This is a genomic window from Mammaliicoccus sp. K-M42 (assembly GCF_022386375.1).
Lineage (GTDB): Bacteria > Bacillota > Bacilli > Staphylococcales > Staphylococcaceae > Mammaliicoccus > Mammaliicoccus fleurettii.
The window spans coordinates 100,835-117,515 of sequence record NZ_JAJNIS010000003.1; the positions used below are offsets into that span (position 1 = coordinate 100,835).

Genomic DNA, 16,681 nt, shown 5'->3' on the forward strand with positions numbered 1-16,681 from the left:
ATTTTCTCAAATTTCAATCAAATAATATTTAAGATAAAAAGAGGCTGAAACAATTAATTGTCTCAGCCTACTAATTATTCACTTCTACTCATACCTCTTAAGAAGTTAAGTAGTAATGTTACACTTTGATTAATTTCAGGATCTTTTAATGCACCAAGTAAATCAGTTATAGATGTTTTCTTATTTGGATTTGCTCTGTTGGCTACTTTCATGCCATTATTAATTTTTTTTACGAATGTAGAAGTCTCTTCTATATCTAATTCTCCTAGTAAAAATAACATTTGCCCGAGATTACCTACAATTCCTTCGTATTGTTCTTTATTTAGTTCACTTACTAAGTTACCTGTTATAACTTTTCTTTGTACAATTGCGGCATGAAATGCATCTAGTGCTTGAGCTTCTTCAAGTGCATCAAGGATATCTATCCCTTTTTCGATTGCTAATTTACGATCAGCTAATCGTTCTTTTAGTTCATTCATATTTTCTTCTATTATATATTCTTTACGCTTATTCATACGTTTTATGACTTTTACTCTTTCACCCATTATTTATCGCCACCTTTACCTGGGAAAGTGTATCTTGATTGTTCCCATTTATCTTGGACTCTTACACTAATTTGTGGTTGTCTATGACCAAATCGTGAATTATGCTTAGGAATTGGTGATTCCCCTTTTTTAGTAATGACTTCTAGTTTAGCGTAATTATCTTTGTATGCTGGTGTATTCGTATCTTTATCTACATCACTGTCTGTTACAAAGTTTGGAGCACCTTCATTTTGGTCATTTAATGGAATATAAATGTAATTTCCTGTCACTCTATCCGTTACTTGAACATTCACTTCAGTAGTACCTACTTTAGAAGTTATTTTTACTCTTGCACCATTTTCTATACCATGTTCTTCAGCCAGTTCTTTCGAAATTTCACAGAAGTTTCTTGGTAATTTATATTTTAATCCTGGTACTTGGTAAGTCATATTGCCTTCGTGGAAGTGTTCAAGCACTCGTCCATTATTCACATGTAATGACATTTCTTCTGTTTGTTTAGATTCAACATTAAATTCTAATGGATAAAGTCTTGCTTTTCCATCTGGGAAATTAAATCTTTCTGTATATAACAATGGTGTATCTGTACCATCATCATTCATTGGCCATTGTAAACTATCAAAGCCTTCTAATCGATCATAAGTTACACCTTTAACTAATGGCATTAATTCTTGTGCTTCATTCCATATTTCACTTGGATGCTTATAATTCCAATCTGCACCAAGTGATTGAGCAATTAATTGTATAATCTCCCAGTCAGGTTTAGAATCCCCAAGCGGTTCTAATGCTTTGTTAATTCTTTGAATACGACGTTCTGTATTCGTAAAAGTACCATCTTTTTCTAATGATGGAGAGGCTGGTAATACAACATCAGCAAATTCTGCAGTTTTTGATAAAAATAAATCTTGAACGACTAAGAAATCAATTTTTTCAAAAGCAGATCTTACGTAATTGATATTTGCATCGACTACGCCTGTATCTTCACCTTTAATATACAGTGAGTGCAGCTTTCCTTCATGAATACTATCTATCATTTGATGGTTATCTAATCCTCTTTCAGAGTCTAAGGAAACATTCCAAGCCTCTTCAAATTTATGTCTAATTTCATCATCTGATACATCTTGATATCCAGGGAATGTATTTGGCATACTTCCCATATCACTACATCCTTGAACATTATTATGTCCTCTCAATGGATACGCACCTGTACCTGGTCTCATGTAATTTCCTGTAATTAACAATAGATTAGAAATAGCTGTACTTGTATCACTTCCAACACGATGTTGAGTCACACCCATTGCCCAACATATCGCTACCGAATTAACGTCAGTAATTTGTTTGGCAATATGTTTTAATTCATCTTGGCTAATACCCGTTTTATTTTCAGCATATTCTAAAGTAAATGAATCTAAACTTTCATAATATGATTCAAAGTCATTTACCCATTTTGAAATAAATGCTTTATTATGCCAACCTTGGTCGATTATATATTTCGTCACTGCTGAAAGCCATATTAAGTCTGTACCTGGTGTAGGCTTGTAAAATTTATCTGCACGTTCAGCCATTTCATGCTTTCTAATATCAAATACATAGAGCTTTTGACCTAATAGTTTATGTGCACGCTTAATTTTACTTGCTATTACTGGATGTGCCTCTGCAGTATTCGTACCTACTGTAATAACCATCTCTGCTTTTTCTAAATCTTCTATTGATCCAGAATCTCCACCATAGCCTACTGTTCTAAATAAACCTTGTGTTGCAGGTGATTGGCAATATCTAGAACAATTATCTACATTATGCGTACCTATAACTTGTCTAGATAACTTTTGCATTAAATACGATTCTTCATTTGTACATTTAGATGAAGATATAAATGCTAAAGCATCTTTACCATGTTGATTTTTTATTTGAGAAAATCTATTGCTAATTACGCTTAATGCCTCATCCCATTCAACTTCTTGGAAATATCCTTCTTTTCTTACGAGTGGTTTTTTTAATCTTTCTTCAGAATTCACATAGTCCCATGCAAATTTCCCTTTAACACATGTTGAAATATGATTTGCAGGTGAATCTTCATGAGGTAAAACTCTTAAAATCTCTCTATCTTTCGTCCAAACATCAAACGAACATCCTACACCACAATATGTACATACTGTTTTAGTTTTCTTAATCGTTTCTTCTCTCATTGCCGCTTCAGAATCAGATATAGCAAACAATGGTCCATAACCCGTTTCAGCTTTTTTAGTGAGTTCAATCATAGATCTTAGCAGTCCAGGTTTTTGGTCGGTCATATAACCAGTTTTACCTAACATGTTATTTTCCATTAAAGCATTACAAGGACATACTGTTACACATTGACCACAATTCACACAACTTGATTCATCAATCGCTTTATCGTTATCCCAAATTACTCTTGGCTCATTTCTCTTCCAATCAATTGTTAAAGTTTCATTGACTTGCACATCTTGGCATACTTCAACACATCTACCACATAAAATACATTGATCAGGATCATATCTATAAAATGCACCATAGTCCTTTTCGTAGCCTTTTGAAGTAAAAGGCGTAGATTGATGTTCTAAACCAAATTCACCCATAGTATTATGAATTTCACAATCACCATTATTATAATCACAAACTGTACAATATAATTCATGGTTTTCAAGCACTCTGTCCAATGCTTGCTTTTGAGCCGATTTCACTTTCTCAATTTGTGTATTCACAACCATACCATTTTCAATCATAGTACTACATGCACGTTGAAGCTGCCCATTCACTTCAACAATACAAGAATCACAAGTTTCTACTGGTCCAAGTGACTCGTTATAACAAATAGAAGGAACAAAAGATAGTTTCTCTGCTTTTATAAAATCTAAAAGTCGCATCCCTTCTTCTATAAGAAAATCTTTACCATCAATAGTTACTATTTGATGCTCTTGCATATTGATTTCCCCCTTTATTTAATTCTGCCCATAAAAGTCATATTCATACGACTTATCTTTGATTATAATTTTGTAATTTTACAATTGCAAATAATACTAAGGGTTATCATTTTTTTAAATTATCAGAAATTTCTAAATTCTTATTGATTGATTCCCCGTTTTTTGATAATCTATCAATATTCTCATCTTGAAAGAAGGTTTACATATGATTACTTTAATCACGAGCATCATCATACTGATTTTAGGTTATGTTTTTTATGGAAAATACATAGAACGTGTATTCGAAATATATCCTCAAAAAGAAACACCTGCATATAGTAAGCAAGATAATATGGACTTCACTCCATTGCCAGCTTGGAAAGGATGGATGATTCAATTACTTAATATTGCTGGCCTAGGTCCAATCTTTGGAGCTGTTGCAGGCGCTTTATATGGACCTGTAGCATTCATATGGATTGTAGTAGGATGTATCGTCGCTGGAGGTGTACATGATTACTTCTCAGGTATGCTAAGTTTACGTCATGGCGGTGCACAATTCCCAATGCTTGTGCAACATTATTTAGGAAAAGTTACAAGAGCATTTACTGATGTCGTTTCAGTAGTATTGATGGTATTAGTTGCTGCAGCATTCGTTGCTGGACCAGCACAACTTTTAGCTAGTAAAACACCAATATCATTTTTGGTAGCTTTAATTATTATATTTACATACTTTATACTTGCTGCAATTTTGCCTATAAATAAAATTATAGGTAGAATTTATCCTATTTTTGGAGTTATTTTAATAGTAATGGCTGTAAGTGTAGTTGTTGCCTTAATATTCAGTGGAAAACATATACCAGAAATTACAGTTCATAATTTACATCCAAGTGGTATTCCTGTATGGCCATTACTTATGGTGACTATATCATGTGGTGCTATATCTGGATTCCATTGTACTCAAAGTCCAATTATTTCTAGAACAATTAAAAATGAGTCAGAAGGTAGAAAAGTTTTTTATGGTGCTATGATTTCTGAAGGTGTAATTGCATTGATCTGGGCTGCTGCAGGGATGACTTTCTTTGGTGGCACAGAAGGATTAGCTGCAAAATTACAATCAGTCGGACCAGCTGGAGTAGTCGATCAGATTTCAGTAGAACTATTAGGACCATTCGGTAGTATACTTGCACTTTTAGGTATCATTATACTCCCAATTACTACTGGTGACACAGCACTTAGAAGCTCAAGAATGATTATAGAAGATTTTGTGAAAGATAAAGTAACTATCAAACCAAAAGTACTCATGATTTCAGCAAGCTTTGCAGTAGGTATACCCGCATTCTTCCTCTCAACTATTGATTATTCATTCTTATGGAGATATGTAGGATTTACTAATCAAATAGTAGCTACCGTGATGCTCTGGGTTAGTGTTAGTTACTTGTTGAGATACAGTAAAAATCATTTAGTAGCAGGAATACCCGCCTTATTTATGACTGGTGCCATAAGTGTATATGTATTATATGCTCCAGAAGGACTTTCACTTCCTTACCAAACTTCAATAATAGGCGGAGCAATTGTATTCTTAGTCATCGCATCATTATATGTTAGAGCTATTTTAAAACAAACAAATCCAAGTACAATCCCTTCACCAACTAGCGACTTATATACATCATAAATAGATAAGAGGCTGAGACAATTAATTCGTCCCAGCCTCTTATCTGGTTATAAAGCTTATTAGTATAGCCTTTCCAGTCATTAATCTATCAATAAAATCAAAACAATTGTACTATTATAAAGTAAAGCACTTTTAAATAAGGAGAGATACTTATGACTATAGATGTTCAATCATTAAAAAATATATCCCCTATTATTTCAAATATTGCTCGTGGCGAAGAAATGTTTTGGAAAAATCCAGACTATCTAAACAAACAGTCTTTTCCATTTACATTGGACGATGTGATTGATGCTGAACAAAGATTGACTCGTTTTGCACCATATATTGCAAAAGTCTTTCCTGAAACTCAAAATAACCAAGGGGAAATTGAATCCCAAATTTTTCAATTAAACCATTTTAAAAAGACTCAATTTCCACATTTAAAGGGCAATCTTTTATTAAAAGGTGACCATGCGTTACCTATTTCAGGTTCTATTAAAGCACGTGGTGGTATTTATGAAGTGTTGAAATTTGCTGAAGAAACTGCCATTAAAGAAACTGATTTCACTGTAAATAGTGATTATAGCCTTTTAGCAACAGATTACTATCAAGATATATTTTCTAAATACCGTATTGCTGTTGGATCTACTGGTAACTTAGGTTTAAGTATTGGTATTATGAGTGCACAATTAGGTTTCAAAGTTACAGTACATATGTCACAAGACGCAAAAGAATGGAAAAAGGACCTCTTAAAATCAAAAGGTGTTGAAGTTGTAGAACACATTCAAGATTATGGTTATGCTGTAAAAGAAGGCAGAAAAATCGCTATGAATGATCCATACTGCCACTTTGTTGATGACGAAGCTTCTAAAGATTTGTTTTTAGGTTATTCAGTGAGTGCTTTAAGGTTGGAAAAACAACTTAAAGAAGCAAATATTAAAGTTGATCAAGACCATCCTCTATTCGTATATTTACCATGTGGTGTCGGCGGAGGTCCTGGCGGTGTTGCATTCGGTTTGAAGTTAATCTTTGGTGATAATGTACACCCTGTCTTTATAGAACCTACAGAAGCGCCTTGTATGGCATTAGGTATGATTACAAAGTTACATGACGGTATATCCGTTCAAGATGTCGGATTATCTGGTAAAACTATTGCTGATGGGTTAGCAGTTAGCCGTCCTTCAAAATTAGTAGGTACTATAATGTCCACACTTTTATTTGGCTCTTGTACAGTCGAAGATAATCAATTATACCGTTACTTAAAAGCTTTAAAAGATACTGAAAATATATTTATCGAACCTTCAGCTACTTCCGGATTTCATGGCTTGAAATATATTCATGATTTAAATTATGATTCACAACATGCTACACATATCGTCTGGTCTACAGGAGGAAATATGGTTCCAGATAAAGAACAATCTATTTACTATCAACAAGCAATTGATATAGAAAGAAGGAGTTATTAATATTGATACTACTTATTATATTAGGTGTTGTAGCTGGATTATGTGTACCGTTACAAACATCGATAAACACTAAATTAGGCAGCTATACTAAATCACCAATCCTTTCATCTTTTTATTCATTTCTAATTGGAACCATCGTTCTAATAATAGTCAATTTAATAATGAATCCACAAAAGTTATCACCATCATTTATGATGAATCAAGATTTTTCTTATGTATGGTTTACTGGAGGATTACTTGGTGTTGTATTCTTAACAGGTAATTTACTATTGTTACCTAGAATTGGTGCAGCTTTAACAGTTGTCATGACTGTATCAGGTCAAATTATTATGGGAATATTCATTGACCAATTCGGCTTATTTAATGCTGATATACATCCAATAAATTTAGAAAGAATTGCTGGCGTAATTATTATGTTACTGGGTATATTATTAATGAATTACAAAAAATCATCTGACCGAATTATTACGACTAAATCACAACATACAAATTATTGGATGGTATTAGGTATCTTTACTGGTTGTCTTCCCCCTATTCAAACTGCAATCAATAGTGCACTCAGATATGAAGTTCAGTCATTCTATTTTTCTGCATTAATTTCATTTGCTATAGGGACTATCGCTTTATTCATACTTTCATTATTACTTGTTAGAAGAATTCGTTTTAGCTTTCATCACCCTGATCAAGGGACAATTAAGCCTCTTTACTTTATAGGAGGCGTATTAGGAGTAGTATTTGTTACAACTAATATTCTTTTAATGCCTGAGCTTGGTGCAGCTTTAACACTAATGGTTGTTATTTTCGGACAAATGTTAATGGGATTATTGATTGACCACTTCGGTTTATTCAATACACCTAAGTTTAAAATTACAGCAAGAAGACTAATAGGTGCGACATTAGTTTTCATAGGTATTGTAATACTTAAGTTATTCTAATCTATTTATAAAGGAGGACTCTGAATGGATCTTTCAATAAAATCTGGAGACGGCATGCTGAACATACGCGTTGGTGCTATTATTAAAGATAAGCACGGTTACTGTTTTCACTATGATAAAAAACATGAATACTACACATTAATTGGTGGCAGAGTGAAATATTATGAAAGCTCAGATTCTGCTATTAAACGTGAAATCAAAGAAGAATTAGGCATAGAATGTGATGATATTTATTTTGTATCAACTATACAAAACTTTTTTGAATATGAAAGTACGTCATACCATGAAATTTTATTTATTTATCATGTCACATTAAAAGAATCTTTAAATGATTTAAACATTCCAAACAACCCAAAAATAGATTACGTTTCAGTCGGGATTTCAAATATTCCAGAAATTAATCTTCATCCTAGAAAAGCAAAAGAAATTATTTTAAAGAAAATTGATGTCCAACCCTTATTTATAAATAGAGATAATCCGAAATAAAATTAACAAAAAAAGAACGCATATTTTAGCGTTCTTTTTTTGTTAATTATAGTTCTTATAATCAATTAATCACTTAAATTCTCATTTTACAGTAAAATAATTAAAATAAATCCTCGAGATTTTTCAGCATGTATAATGGTTAAAGTATAATAAATTAGCTATTATATGTTTATAAATTACACTTTTCGGATATTTAGTTTAAATATAGCGCGAAGTATTAAAAATAATCTTTGATGATTGATTGTTCTTTTACTTGTCACTTTGCTCACTTTAAATTATAATAAGTATGAAATTAGAATTATTATAATTAAGAATTCTTGAGGAGGATTATGATATGAGTAATAAATCAAAACTTACAGGACTATTTGGTGCTCCTGTATCTGATCGTGAAAATACAATGACTGCTGGCAAACGTGGTCCTGTATCAATGCAAGACGTATATTTCTTAGAACAAATGGCACATTTCGATAGAGAAGTTATTCCTGAACGACGTATGCACGCTAAAGGTTCTGGTGCATTCGGTACTTTTACAGTAACGCATGATATTACACAATATACAAATGCTAAAATATTTTCTGAAATTGGTAAACAAACAGAAATGTTTGCTCGTTTCTCTACAGTAGCTGGTGAACGTGGTGCTGCTGAAGCTGAACGTGATATTCGTGGTTTCGCACTTAAATTCTACACTGAAGAAGGTAACTGGGACTTAGTTGGTAACAACACACCTGTATTCTTCTTCCGTGATCCTAAATTATTCGCAAGTTTAAATCACGTCGTTAAACGTGACCCTAAAACGAATATGCATAACCCTCAATCTAACTGGGACTTCTGGACACTTTTACCTGAAGCATTACACCAAGTCACAATATTAATGACTGACAGAGGTATTCCAAAAGGTTTCCGTAACATGCATGGTTTCGGTTCACACACTTATTCTATGTATAATGATGCTGGTGAACGTGTATGGGTGAAATTCCATTTCAGAACTCAACAAGGAATTGAGAACTTTAGTGCTGAAGAAGCTGAACAAGTAATAGCTAAAGACCGTGAATCAAGTCAAAGAGACTTATTCAATGCTATTGAAGAAGGCAACTTCCCTAAATGGAAGATGTACATTCAAGTGATGACTGAAGAACAAGCAAGAAATCATAAAGATAACCCATTTGACTTAACTAAAGTTTGGTTCAAAGGTGATTATCCATTAATTCCAGTTGGTGAATTCGAATTAAACCGTAACCCAGAGAACTATTTCCAAGATGTTGAACAAGCTGCATTCGCACCTACAAACATCATTCCTGGTATAGACTTCTCACCAGATAAAATGTTACAAGGACGTTTATTCTCTTATGGAGATGCTCAACGTTATCGTTTAGGCGTAAACCATTGGCAAATTCCAGTAAACTCAGCTAAAGGTGCTGCAGAAGTTTGTCCATTCTCTAGAGATGGTCAAATGAGAGTTGATGGCAACTTAGGTGGAGGTATTAACTATTATCCAAATAGTTACGAAGCACATGAATCTCAACCAGAATATAAGAAGCCAGGTTTACCAGTAGAAGGTGAATTATACGAACACGACTACCGTGAAGATGACGATAATTACTATGAACAACCAGGTAAATTATTCCGTCTACAATCACCAGAAGGACAACAACGTATATTCCAAAATACTGCTAACGAAATGCAAGGAACTACTGATGAAGTAAAACACCGTCATATCCGTAACTGTTACAAAGCTGACCCAGATTATGGTAAAGGTGTAGCAGACGCATTAGGCATCGACATTAATTCAGTTGATTTAGAAGGATAATATATAAAGAAAAGATCCTAGGACATAAATGTCCTAGGATCTTTTCTTTATGGTGTTTATTGTGAATTTGTCTTAGATTAACTTTCGAGTTAATCTACAACTTGGTCTATCTCTTCGATTAACTTTCGACTTAATCTACAACTTAGCCAATCTCTTAGATTAACTTTCGACTTAATCTACAACTTAACCAATCTCTTCGATTAACTGCCGAGTTAATCTACAACTTAATCAATCTCTTCGATTAACTGCCGAGTTAATCTACAACTTAATTCATTTTTTGCATTTTACTTTATCTCTTATTAGCACTTTATTTTATGAATTATAGTTTGCTTCTTTTTTAGCTTTAAACATATGCAAGAAGTAGAATGCGACTAAACCTAATAATGCAACTACTGCCATTGCCATGTATAACCCAGAATAGCCGATAGAATTTGTGAAATTACCTAATACATATGGTCCAAATCCTAATCCAAAGTCTAAACCTATGAAATAAGTAGATGTTGCTAATCCCATGGCTTCTACTGGTGATACTTTAACTACGAGTGCTTGGAAGATAGATTGTAAGTTACCAAATCCTAGTCCTACAAATGCACCTGCTATAAGTAATACTACTCCATTACTTGCTATACTAATTAAGAACAAACCTATTACTAAACAAATAAATGCTGGTATTGTAACAATATTTTCTCCACGTTGATCCATGATTCTTCCTGTAAATGGTCTTGTTAGCAATACTGCAATTGCGTATACAACAAAGAAGAAACTTGCTGCATCAACTAAATGATTTTCTTGAGCAAAGAATTGTATAAATGACAATACTGATGAATATGCAATACTTACAATCACTACTACAATTGCAATTGGTAAAGCTTGTACTGAGTAAAAGTCAGATAATCTAAATCCTTTTTTCTCTTCAGTTTGTGCACTTGGCATTACTGGTGTTTCAACTTTCATAAATAGTGACATTACAAATGCGATAACGATTAATAACGTACAAATTGTAAATAGTCCAGTCATTGGAATATGTTGATATAATAATAAGCCGATAAATGGTCCGATAGCAGTCCCTAGAACCATACTTAAACTATACATACTTATTCCTTCGCTACGGCGTTGTGCTGGCGTTATAAATGCAGCAATTGTTCCTGTAGCTGTACTTGCTACCCCACTTGCTACCCCATTTAAAATTCGTACGATAAGTAATAATGCAAATGATGATGCTGATACTAGATATAATCCATTCGTAATTACAAGTAAGATTCCACCAATAATTAACACTTTCTTAGTCCCTACTATATTGATATATTTACCTGTTAAAAATCTTCCGACTAAAGATCCTACGATGAAAAGTCCTGAAGCTAAACCAGCCAGACTATCAGAAACACCAAATGTTTCTTTACTATATCCACCTACTGTTACTAATAATAAGTACATAGATAAAAATATGAAAAAGCTAATGACAAAGTTAAATATAAAGTCTTTTGTCCAAATTGGCTTTTTTAATTGATCAGCCATTATTTATTACCTCCTCTATTAAATGATTTCTAAGTTTTTCTAATAATTTCTGTGCTTTTTCAAGCTCTGCATCATCTGCTTCAACAGCTTGAAGACAATTATTTTGAAATATTACAATGGATTCATGTATTTCATTAAATTGCTGTTGGCCTTTTTCTGTTAATGTAAGAAACTTTTCTCTTTTATCTTCTTTACTATTAACAGCTTGAACAAGTTCAAGATCAATCAATTTTTTGATAATTTTACGAGCAGTAGGTTTTTCAATAAAAGAACGTTTAGACACTTGCACAAGTGTTGTAGGCTCGTTGTTTGCAATATCATGTAACACTTTATACTGAGCAGCATATAAATCATAGGGCTCTAATATGGCATTAATATGATGAATATACGGTCTATACAAATTAGTATATGTAAATAAAAAGCTCTCCATTTTTTGTCACCTTTTCTCATGAAATAAAGTTAGCTTTGCTAACTAATACTTGACCATTCTACTCTCGTTTATATGTAGTGTCAATATCAAATTTATTCTTGAAACAAGATATTTTTGACTTTTTCTATTATAATTAAGTTAAGTATTATTAAGGAGGAACGTAATATGTTAAATGATTTCTATGAAAAATTATCAAAAAAAGAAGACAAAATGATTGAGATTAGAAGATATTTACATGAACATCCTGAACTATCTTTTGAAGAAAAAGAAACAGCACAATATATTGAAGATTTTTATAAGGATAAAGATGTTTCACTCCAAACACATATTGGCGGAGAAGGAATTTATGGTATCAAAGTAACAATTGACTCAGGAAAGCCAGGTAAGACTTTGGCACTAAGAGCTGACTTTGATGCTTTACCAATTAAAGAAGATACAGGTTTGGAATTCAGTTCTAAAAATGAAGGTGTTATGCACACATGTGGTCACGATGCTCATACAGCTTATTTATTAGTTCTTGCAGAAACTTTAATAGAAGTTAAAGATCAACTTAAAGGAAAAATTGTCATTATCCACCAACCTGCTGAAGAAAAACCTCCTGGTGGCTCACAATATTTAATTAAAGACGGTATTCTTGATGGTGTCGATAATGTAATCGGCGTTCATGTAATGAGCGCTTTAGAAAGTGATCATGTTTATTACAGAGAAGGCAATGTTCAATCTGGTCGAAATATATTTAAATTAAAAGTAACAGGTAGCGGTGGACACGGATCATCTCCTCATTTAGCAAACGATCCAATCGTTGCAGCGAGTAGCTTTGTCATGTCTCTACAAACGATTGTTTCACGAAGACTTAATCCGTTTGATATGGGCGTCGTTTCAATCGGTTCATTCGATGGAAAAGGACAATTTAATATTATTAAAAATGAAGTTACGCTTGAAGGCGACGTTAGAGGTATGAACGAAGAAACTTTACATCTAATAGAAGATGAAGTTAAACGTCTATCTAAAGGTTTAGAATCAACGTATGGTGTTCAATGTGACTTAGAATATACTAGAGATTATCCTGTACTATATAATGATCCAGAATTAACGAAGCAAGTCGCTAAAGCGATTGAGGAAGCAAATATTTCTGAAGTTAAAAGTGTTGAACGTTGTGAACCACAACCACCTTCAGAAGACTTTGCATATTATGCTAAAGAATTACCTAGTACTTTCTTCTATGTAGGTGCAAGTCCTAAAGACAAAAAAACTTACCCACATCATCATCCTAAATTTGATATTGATGAAGGTTCTTTACTAATTGCAGCTAAGTCAGTCGCTGCAGTTACATTCGATTATTTAGGTGTAAAATAGTTCAACTACAAAAGTGTGTTAACTAACATTACACATAGTGTAAATTTACCTGACTCATATTTCTTTTTTCTTATTTTATATTTTATACTTTAAAAAAATAAGGAGATGATGGAAGATGAGTCAGACAGATACACTTTTATTATTTGGATGTACTTTATTAGTTTGGTTAATGACACCTGGTTTAGCACTATTCTATGGAGGATTAGTTCAATCAAAAAATGTATTAAATACGTCGATGCATAGTATTTCAGCAATTGTAGTTGTTACATTCACTTGGGTATTAATTGGATTTTCAATGAGTTTCGGAGGAAACAACTTATTTATAGGTGATTTCTCCCATGTATTCCTAAATGGTGTAGGTTTTGAACCAAACGGTAATTTTAGTGAAACCATACCATTTGCCTTATTTATGCTTTTCCAATTAACATTTTGCACGATTGCGGTATCCATTCTTACAGGATCAGTTGCAGAAAGAATGAAATTTGGTCCTTTTTTAATATTCATGGCTTTATGGGTATTATTAGTCTACAGTCCTGTAGCACACTGGGTTTGGGGAGGCGGCTGGATTCATAAATTAGGTGCGATAGATTTTGCTGGCGGTACAGTCGTCCATATTTCATCTGGTGTATCTGGCCTTGTTCTTGCCCTATTACTTGGTTCTAGAAAACCTAGTAACAAAAAGCCTCCACATAATTTAGTTATCACGCTAATCGGCGGTATACTAGTATGGTTTGGGTGGTTCGGTTTTAATACGGGTTCCGCGCTAACATTTGATTCCGTTGCTATGTTAGCCTTTGTAAATACGATTTTAGCTTCTTGTGCTGGTATAGCCGGTTGGTCTATTTTGGAATATATGCAAAAGAAAAAAGTGACTTTAATTGGTACTTTATCAGGAATGTTAGCAGGGCTTGTCACAATCACACCAGCAGCTGGCTTTGTTGGATATGGTAGTTCAATGATACTAGGGATATTAGGTGGATTTGTATGTTACTACGTTATAACACATTTAAAAGTATTACTTAATTACGATGATGCATTAGATGCATTTGGATTACACGGTTTTGGTGGAATTGTCGGTGCAATAGGAACTGGATTATTCCAAAATTCAAATGTAAATTCAAGTATCTCTGACGGTGTTTTCTTCGGTGGCGGATTTATGCCAGTAATAGTGCAAATCGTAGCAGTAATTGTAACGATTGCATTCAGTGGAGTTGTCACATATATTATAGCTAAAGCAATAAGTATCTTTACAACTTTAAGAACAGATGAAAAAGCAGAACTAGAAGGCTTAGATGTAGCTTTCCATGGTGAAACTGCTTATCGATATGAACTTAAAGAAAAAAGAGCCTAAACAATACGCCCCTAATCCAATTATTTTGGATTAGGGGCGTATTGTTTTTATATATTCAACTTGCGTTCTAATGATCTGCTTTGAGCTTTTTATTTCTTGGATATCCTATCAATATAGATACGATACCACATATCCCTAGTAAATATGGGTAAAATGAATATGGTAATAATGATACTGTCGAAATACCAGCTACACTAGTAGCAGCTAATACTTGTGCTCCATATGGAATAATACCTTGTATCGTACTTGCAAATATATCTAGAATACTTGCAGACTTTCTTCGATCAATTTGAAAATCGTCTGCTATTTCTTTTGCTAATGGACCAGTAGTAATGATAGATATTGTGTTATTAGCTGTTGCTAAATTTGTAACACTTACTAAACCAGCTATTCCAAACTCTGCACCTCGTTTAGAATTCACTCGTTTTGTAACAACATTTAACAACCATTTTATACCACCATGGTATTCAATCAAACCAATCATACCACCAATTAGAAGTGCGATCATTGAGATATCTTGCATACCAATTAATCCATCAGATATTGCTTTTAAGTTATCGCCTAAAGTAAACGATCCATCAATTAGACCAATTAAACTTGCAACGATTACACCTAGCACTAATACCAAGAGAACATTCATTCCACACAATGCACTAATTAGTACAAATAAATATGGTATAACTTTTACTAAATTGTAACTGCCTTGACTAGCATCCGCCATCCCTGCATCTTTAGTCATAAACCATAAAATAACCACTGTCAAAATTGCACCAGGTAATACAATTAAGAAGTTCATCTTAAATTTATCGCTCATTTTTGTTTTTTGTGTTCTTACAGAAGCTATTGTAGTGTCAGAAATCATAGACAAGTTATCACCAAACATTGCCCCACCTACTACAGTTGCTATTGTTAAAGCTAGTGAAATATCAGTTGCTTCAGATATGCCAACTCCCACAGGGGCTAGTGCAGCTACAGTACCCATTGAAGTACCCATTGCTACAGAAATAAAAGCACCTACTATAAATAATCCTGCTAATAAAAACTGACCAGGTATTAATGATAATCCTAAATTAACTGTTGAACTAACAGCACCCATACTTTTAGCAGTTTCACTGAAAGCACCTGCCATTAAGAATACAAACACCATTAATAAAATATTAGGATGTCCAGCACCTTTTGTAAAAATATCTAGTTTTTTTGCTAAAGGTGTCTTTGGATACATTGCACATGCAAACACTGCCGCAATAAGTATAGCTACATTTAGTGGTAAGAAATTAAAGTCATGCTTAATTAATCCTGTACCAATGAAAAGTGTCACAAACACGATTAACGGTAATAAAGCTATGAAAGACCCTTTTTTATCTATTTGTTCCATTGTTATCTCCTTATTTATATCTTGAATACTTTAAAAGGGTACAGGACAATTTTGTTCTCGTCAAATATAAATTTCGTAATAAGCATTTATCAATCCTTGAATAATTAAATAATAAAAATTAGGTAATATAACGTATAATAAGAAAAAGAAGAAATTAAGGGGTAATATTATGATTATTAGTAATACAATAAATGATTTTTTTAATAACTTTCATTTAACCGATACTTCACTTAAAACATATTACGCAAAATATCGCTCTGAATTTCAACATGCCGAAGAAAATTCAATATTTTTAGAGGATGACATATCAACAACTTTATCCAAGTTAGAAACAGATACTGCTCAAATTTTGAAAGTAAACACCAAATTAGTTCATATTATTTTTGAAGTTAGACTACAAATGCTCAAACAATTTAATACTTATTTAAGACCCGATATATATTTTTTAATTGGTGCTTACAGAAAAGACGGTTTTCTTAAAATTGAAGACACACCCCATATATACTTTTTCATAGAGTCATTGTGCGAACATTATGATGATCTATATGACATAATCGCATACTATTTTACAAAGTTACTTTTAAGGCAATTAAATTCAACATCTGAAAATTCTATTTTAGAAGAGACAGTTACCTCACATATCATGAACAAATTAAACTATACATATCCATATACAAATAATAATAAATACAAGGCTATTCAAAATTTAGAAACCAAACTAAATGAGCAATTACAAACTGACTCTATAATTAAATTATTTACTGAAAACGAACATTCAGAAATACTAAAAAGATATTCATAAATAGAGCTATATGGACAATACTTTCAATATTTGCTCAAATCTAT

13 protein-coding genes are annotated in these 16,681 nt (G+C 32.8%); 8 read left to right on the forward strand and 5 right to left on the reverse strand.

Annotated elements, in window-relative coordinates; all coding sequences use genetic code 11:
• Window positions 1–74: 74 nt before the first annotated feature.
• Window positions 75–545, reverse strand: coding sequence for a helical membrane plugin domain-containing protein (locus tag LQ668_RS03250; protein ID WP_107509908.1), 471 nt, complete (start codon window positions 543–545; stop codon window positions 75–77).
• Window positions 545–3,484: a formate dehydrogenase subunit alpha gene (gene fdhF, locus LQ668_RS03255; RefSeq protein WP_218702965.1), complete on the reverse strand. Its 2,940-nt coding sequence runs from the start codon at window positions 3,482–3,484 to the stop codon at window positions 545–547. The genes LQ668_RS03250 and fdhF overlap by 1 nt, the downstream gene beginning before the upstream one ends.
• A gap of 205 nt (window positions 3,485–3,689) precedes the next feature.
• On the opposite strand from fdhF, the gene LQ668_RS03260 reads away from it, so the two are divergent.
• The 5 genes from LQ668_RS03260 (at window position 3,690) to LQ668_RS03280 (ending at window position 9,808) form a co-directional block, all read left to right on the forward strand.
• A complete protein-coding gene (locus LQ668_RS03260; protein WP_119634567.1) occupies window positions 3,690–5,135 on the forward strand; it encodes a carbon starvation CstA family protein in 1,446 nt (481 codons plus the stop codon).
• 152 nt (window positions 5,136–5,287) lie between these two features.
• Entirely contained in the window at window positions 5,288–6,580 is a 1,293-nt protein-coding gene (locus LQ668_RS03265) for a D-serine ammonia-lyase (protein WP_218702964.1), read from the forward strand.
• Window positions 6,581–6,582: 2 nt separating this feature from the next.
• On the forward strand, window positions 6,583–7,515 hold the full coding sequence (locus LQ668_RS03270) for a DMT family transporter (protein WP_107509904.1): 933 nt from the start codon (window positions 6,583–6,585) through the stop codon (window positions 7,513–7,515).
• A 24-nt stretch (window positions 7,516–7,539) separates the two neighbouring features.
• Entirely contained in the window at window positions 7,540–8,001 is a 462-nt protein-coding gene (locus LQ668_RS03275; RefSeq protein ID WP_078357038.1) for an NUDIX domain-containing protein, read from the forward strand.
• Between the two features lie 334 nt (window positions 8,002–8,335).
• Window positions 8,336–9,808 carry a catalase gene (locus tag LQ668_RS03280; protein WP_078357039.1) on the forward strand — a complete coding sequence of 491 codons (1,473 nt, stop codon included), beginning with the start codon at window positions 8,336–8,338 and terminating at the stop codon, window positions 9,806–9,808.
• 312 nt (window positions 9,809–10,120) lie between these two features.
• Here the strand turns inward: LQ668_RS03280 and LQ668_RS03285 are convergent, their stop codons facing one another.
• Together LQ668_RS03285 and LQ668_RS03290 are read right to left on the reverse strand one after the other, a co-directional pair.
• Window positions 10,121–11,323 (reverse strand): MFS transporter, encoded by a 1,203-nt coding sequence (locus LQ668_RS03285; protein WP_218702963.1) that lies wholly within the window; start codon window positions 11,321–11,323, stop codon window positions 10,121–10,123.
• Window positions 11,316–11,753 (reverse strand): MarR family winged helix-turn-helix transcriptional regulator, encoded by a 438-nt coding sequence (locus LQ668_RS03290; protein ID WP_107509186.1) that lies wholly within the window; start codon window positions 11,751–11,753, stop codon window positions 11,316–11,318. Before LQ668_RS03290 ends, LQ668_RS03285 begins: the two co-directional genes overlap by 8 nt.
• Before the next feature lie 165 nt (window positions 11,754–11,918).
• Between LQ668_RS03290 and LQ668_RS03295 the strand changes: the two genes are divergently transcribed.
• Window positions 11,919–13,109 carry a M20 family metallopeptidase gene (locus LQ668_RS03295; RefSeq protein ID WP_218702962.1) on the forward strand — a complete coding sequence of 397 codons (1,191 nt, stop codon included), beginning with the start codon at window positions 11,919–11,921 and terminating at the stop codon, window positions 13,107–13,109.
• A 115-nt stretch (window positions 13,110–13,224) separates the two neighbouring features.
• A complete protein-coding gene (locus LQ668_RS03300) occupies window positions 13,225–14,460 on the forward strand; it encodes an ammonium transporter (protein ID WP_078357043.1) in 1,236 nt (411 codons plus the stop codon).
• A 67-nt stretch (window positions 14,461–14,527) separates the two neighbouring features.
• Here LQ668_RS03300 and LQ668_RS03305 read toward each other — a convergent pair whose 3' ends face one another.
• Window positions 14,528–15,835: a Na+/H+ antiporter NhaC family protein gene (locus LQ668_RS03305; RefSeq protein WP_208143591.1), complete on the reverse strand. Its 1,308-nt coding sequence runs from the start codon at window positions 15,833–15,835 to the stop codon at window positions 14,528–14,530.
• Window positions 15,836–16,004: 169 nt separating this feature from the next.
• Here LQ668_RS03305 and LQ668_RS03310 point away from each other — a divergent pair, with 169 nt between their 5' ends.
• Window positions 16,005–16,637 (forward strand): hypothetical protein, encoded by a 633-nt coding sequence (locus tag LQ668_RS03310; protein ID WP_218702960.1) that lies wholly within the window; start codon window positions 16,005–16,007, stop codon window positions 16,635–16,637.
• Window positions 16,638–16,681 lie beyond the last annotated feature (44 nt).

What these genes read in the sequence shown, in the direction of transcription:
- LQ668_RS03250 (WP_107509908.1), bottom strand. Translation starts at nt 545, where the DNA reads ATGGGTGAAAGAGTAAAAGTCATAAAACGTATGAATAAGCGTAAAGAA.
- fdhF (WP_218702965.1), bottom strand. Translation starts at nt 3,484, where the DNA reads ATGCAAGAGCATCAAATAGTAACTATTGATGGTAAAGATTTTCTTATA.
- LQ668_RS03260 (WP_119634567.1), top strand. Translation starts at nt 3,690, where the DNA reads ATGATTACTTTAATCACGAGCATCATCATACTGATTTTAGGTTATGTT.
- LQ668_RS03265 (WP_218702964.1), top strand. Translation starts at nt 5,288, where the DNA reads ATGACTATAGATGTTCAATCATTAAAAAATATATCCCCTATTATTTCA.
- LQ668_RS03275 (WP_078357038.1), top strand. Translation starts at nt 7,540, where the DNA reads ATGGATCTTTCAATAAAATCTGGAGACGGCATGCTGAACATACGCGTT.
- LQ668_RS03280 (WP_078357039.1), top strand. Translation starts at nt 8,336, where the DNA reads ATGAGTAATAAATCAAAACTTACAGGACTATTTGGTGCTCCTGTATCT.
- LQ668_RS03285 (WP_218702963.1), bottom strand. Translation starts at nt 11,323, where the DNA reads ATGGCTGATCAATTAAAAAAGCCAATTTGGACAAAAGACTTTATATTT.
- LQ668_RS03290 (WP_107509186.1), bottom strand. Translation starts at nt 11,753, where the DNA reads ATGGAGAGCTTTTTATTTACATATACTAATTTGTATAGACCGTATATT.
- LQ668_RS03295 (WP_218702962.1), top strand. Translation starts at nt 11,919, where the DNA reads ATGTTAAATGATTTCTATGAAAAATTATCAAAAAAAGAAGACAAAATG.
- LQ668_RS03300 (WP_078357043.1), top strand. Translation starts at nt 13,225, where the DNA reads ATGAGTCAGACAGATACACTTTTATTATTTGGATGTACTTTATTAGTT.
- LQ668_RS03305 (WP_208143591.1), bottom strand. Translation starts at nt 15,835, where the DNA reads ATGGAACAAATAGATAAAAAAGGGTCTTTCATAGCTTTATTACCGTTA.
- LQ668_RS03310 (WP_218702960.1), top strand. Translation starts at nt 16,005, where the DNA reads ATGATTATTAGTAATACAATAAATGATTTTTTTAATAACTTTCATTTA.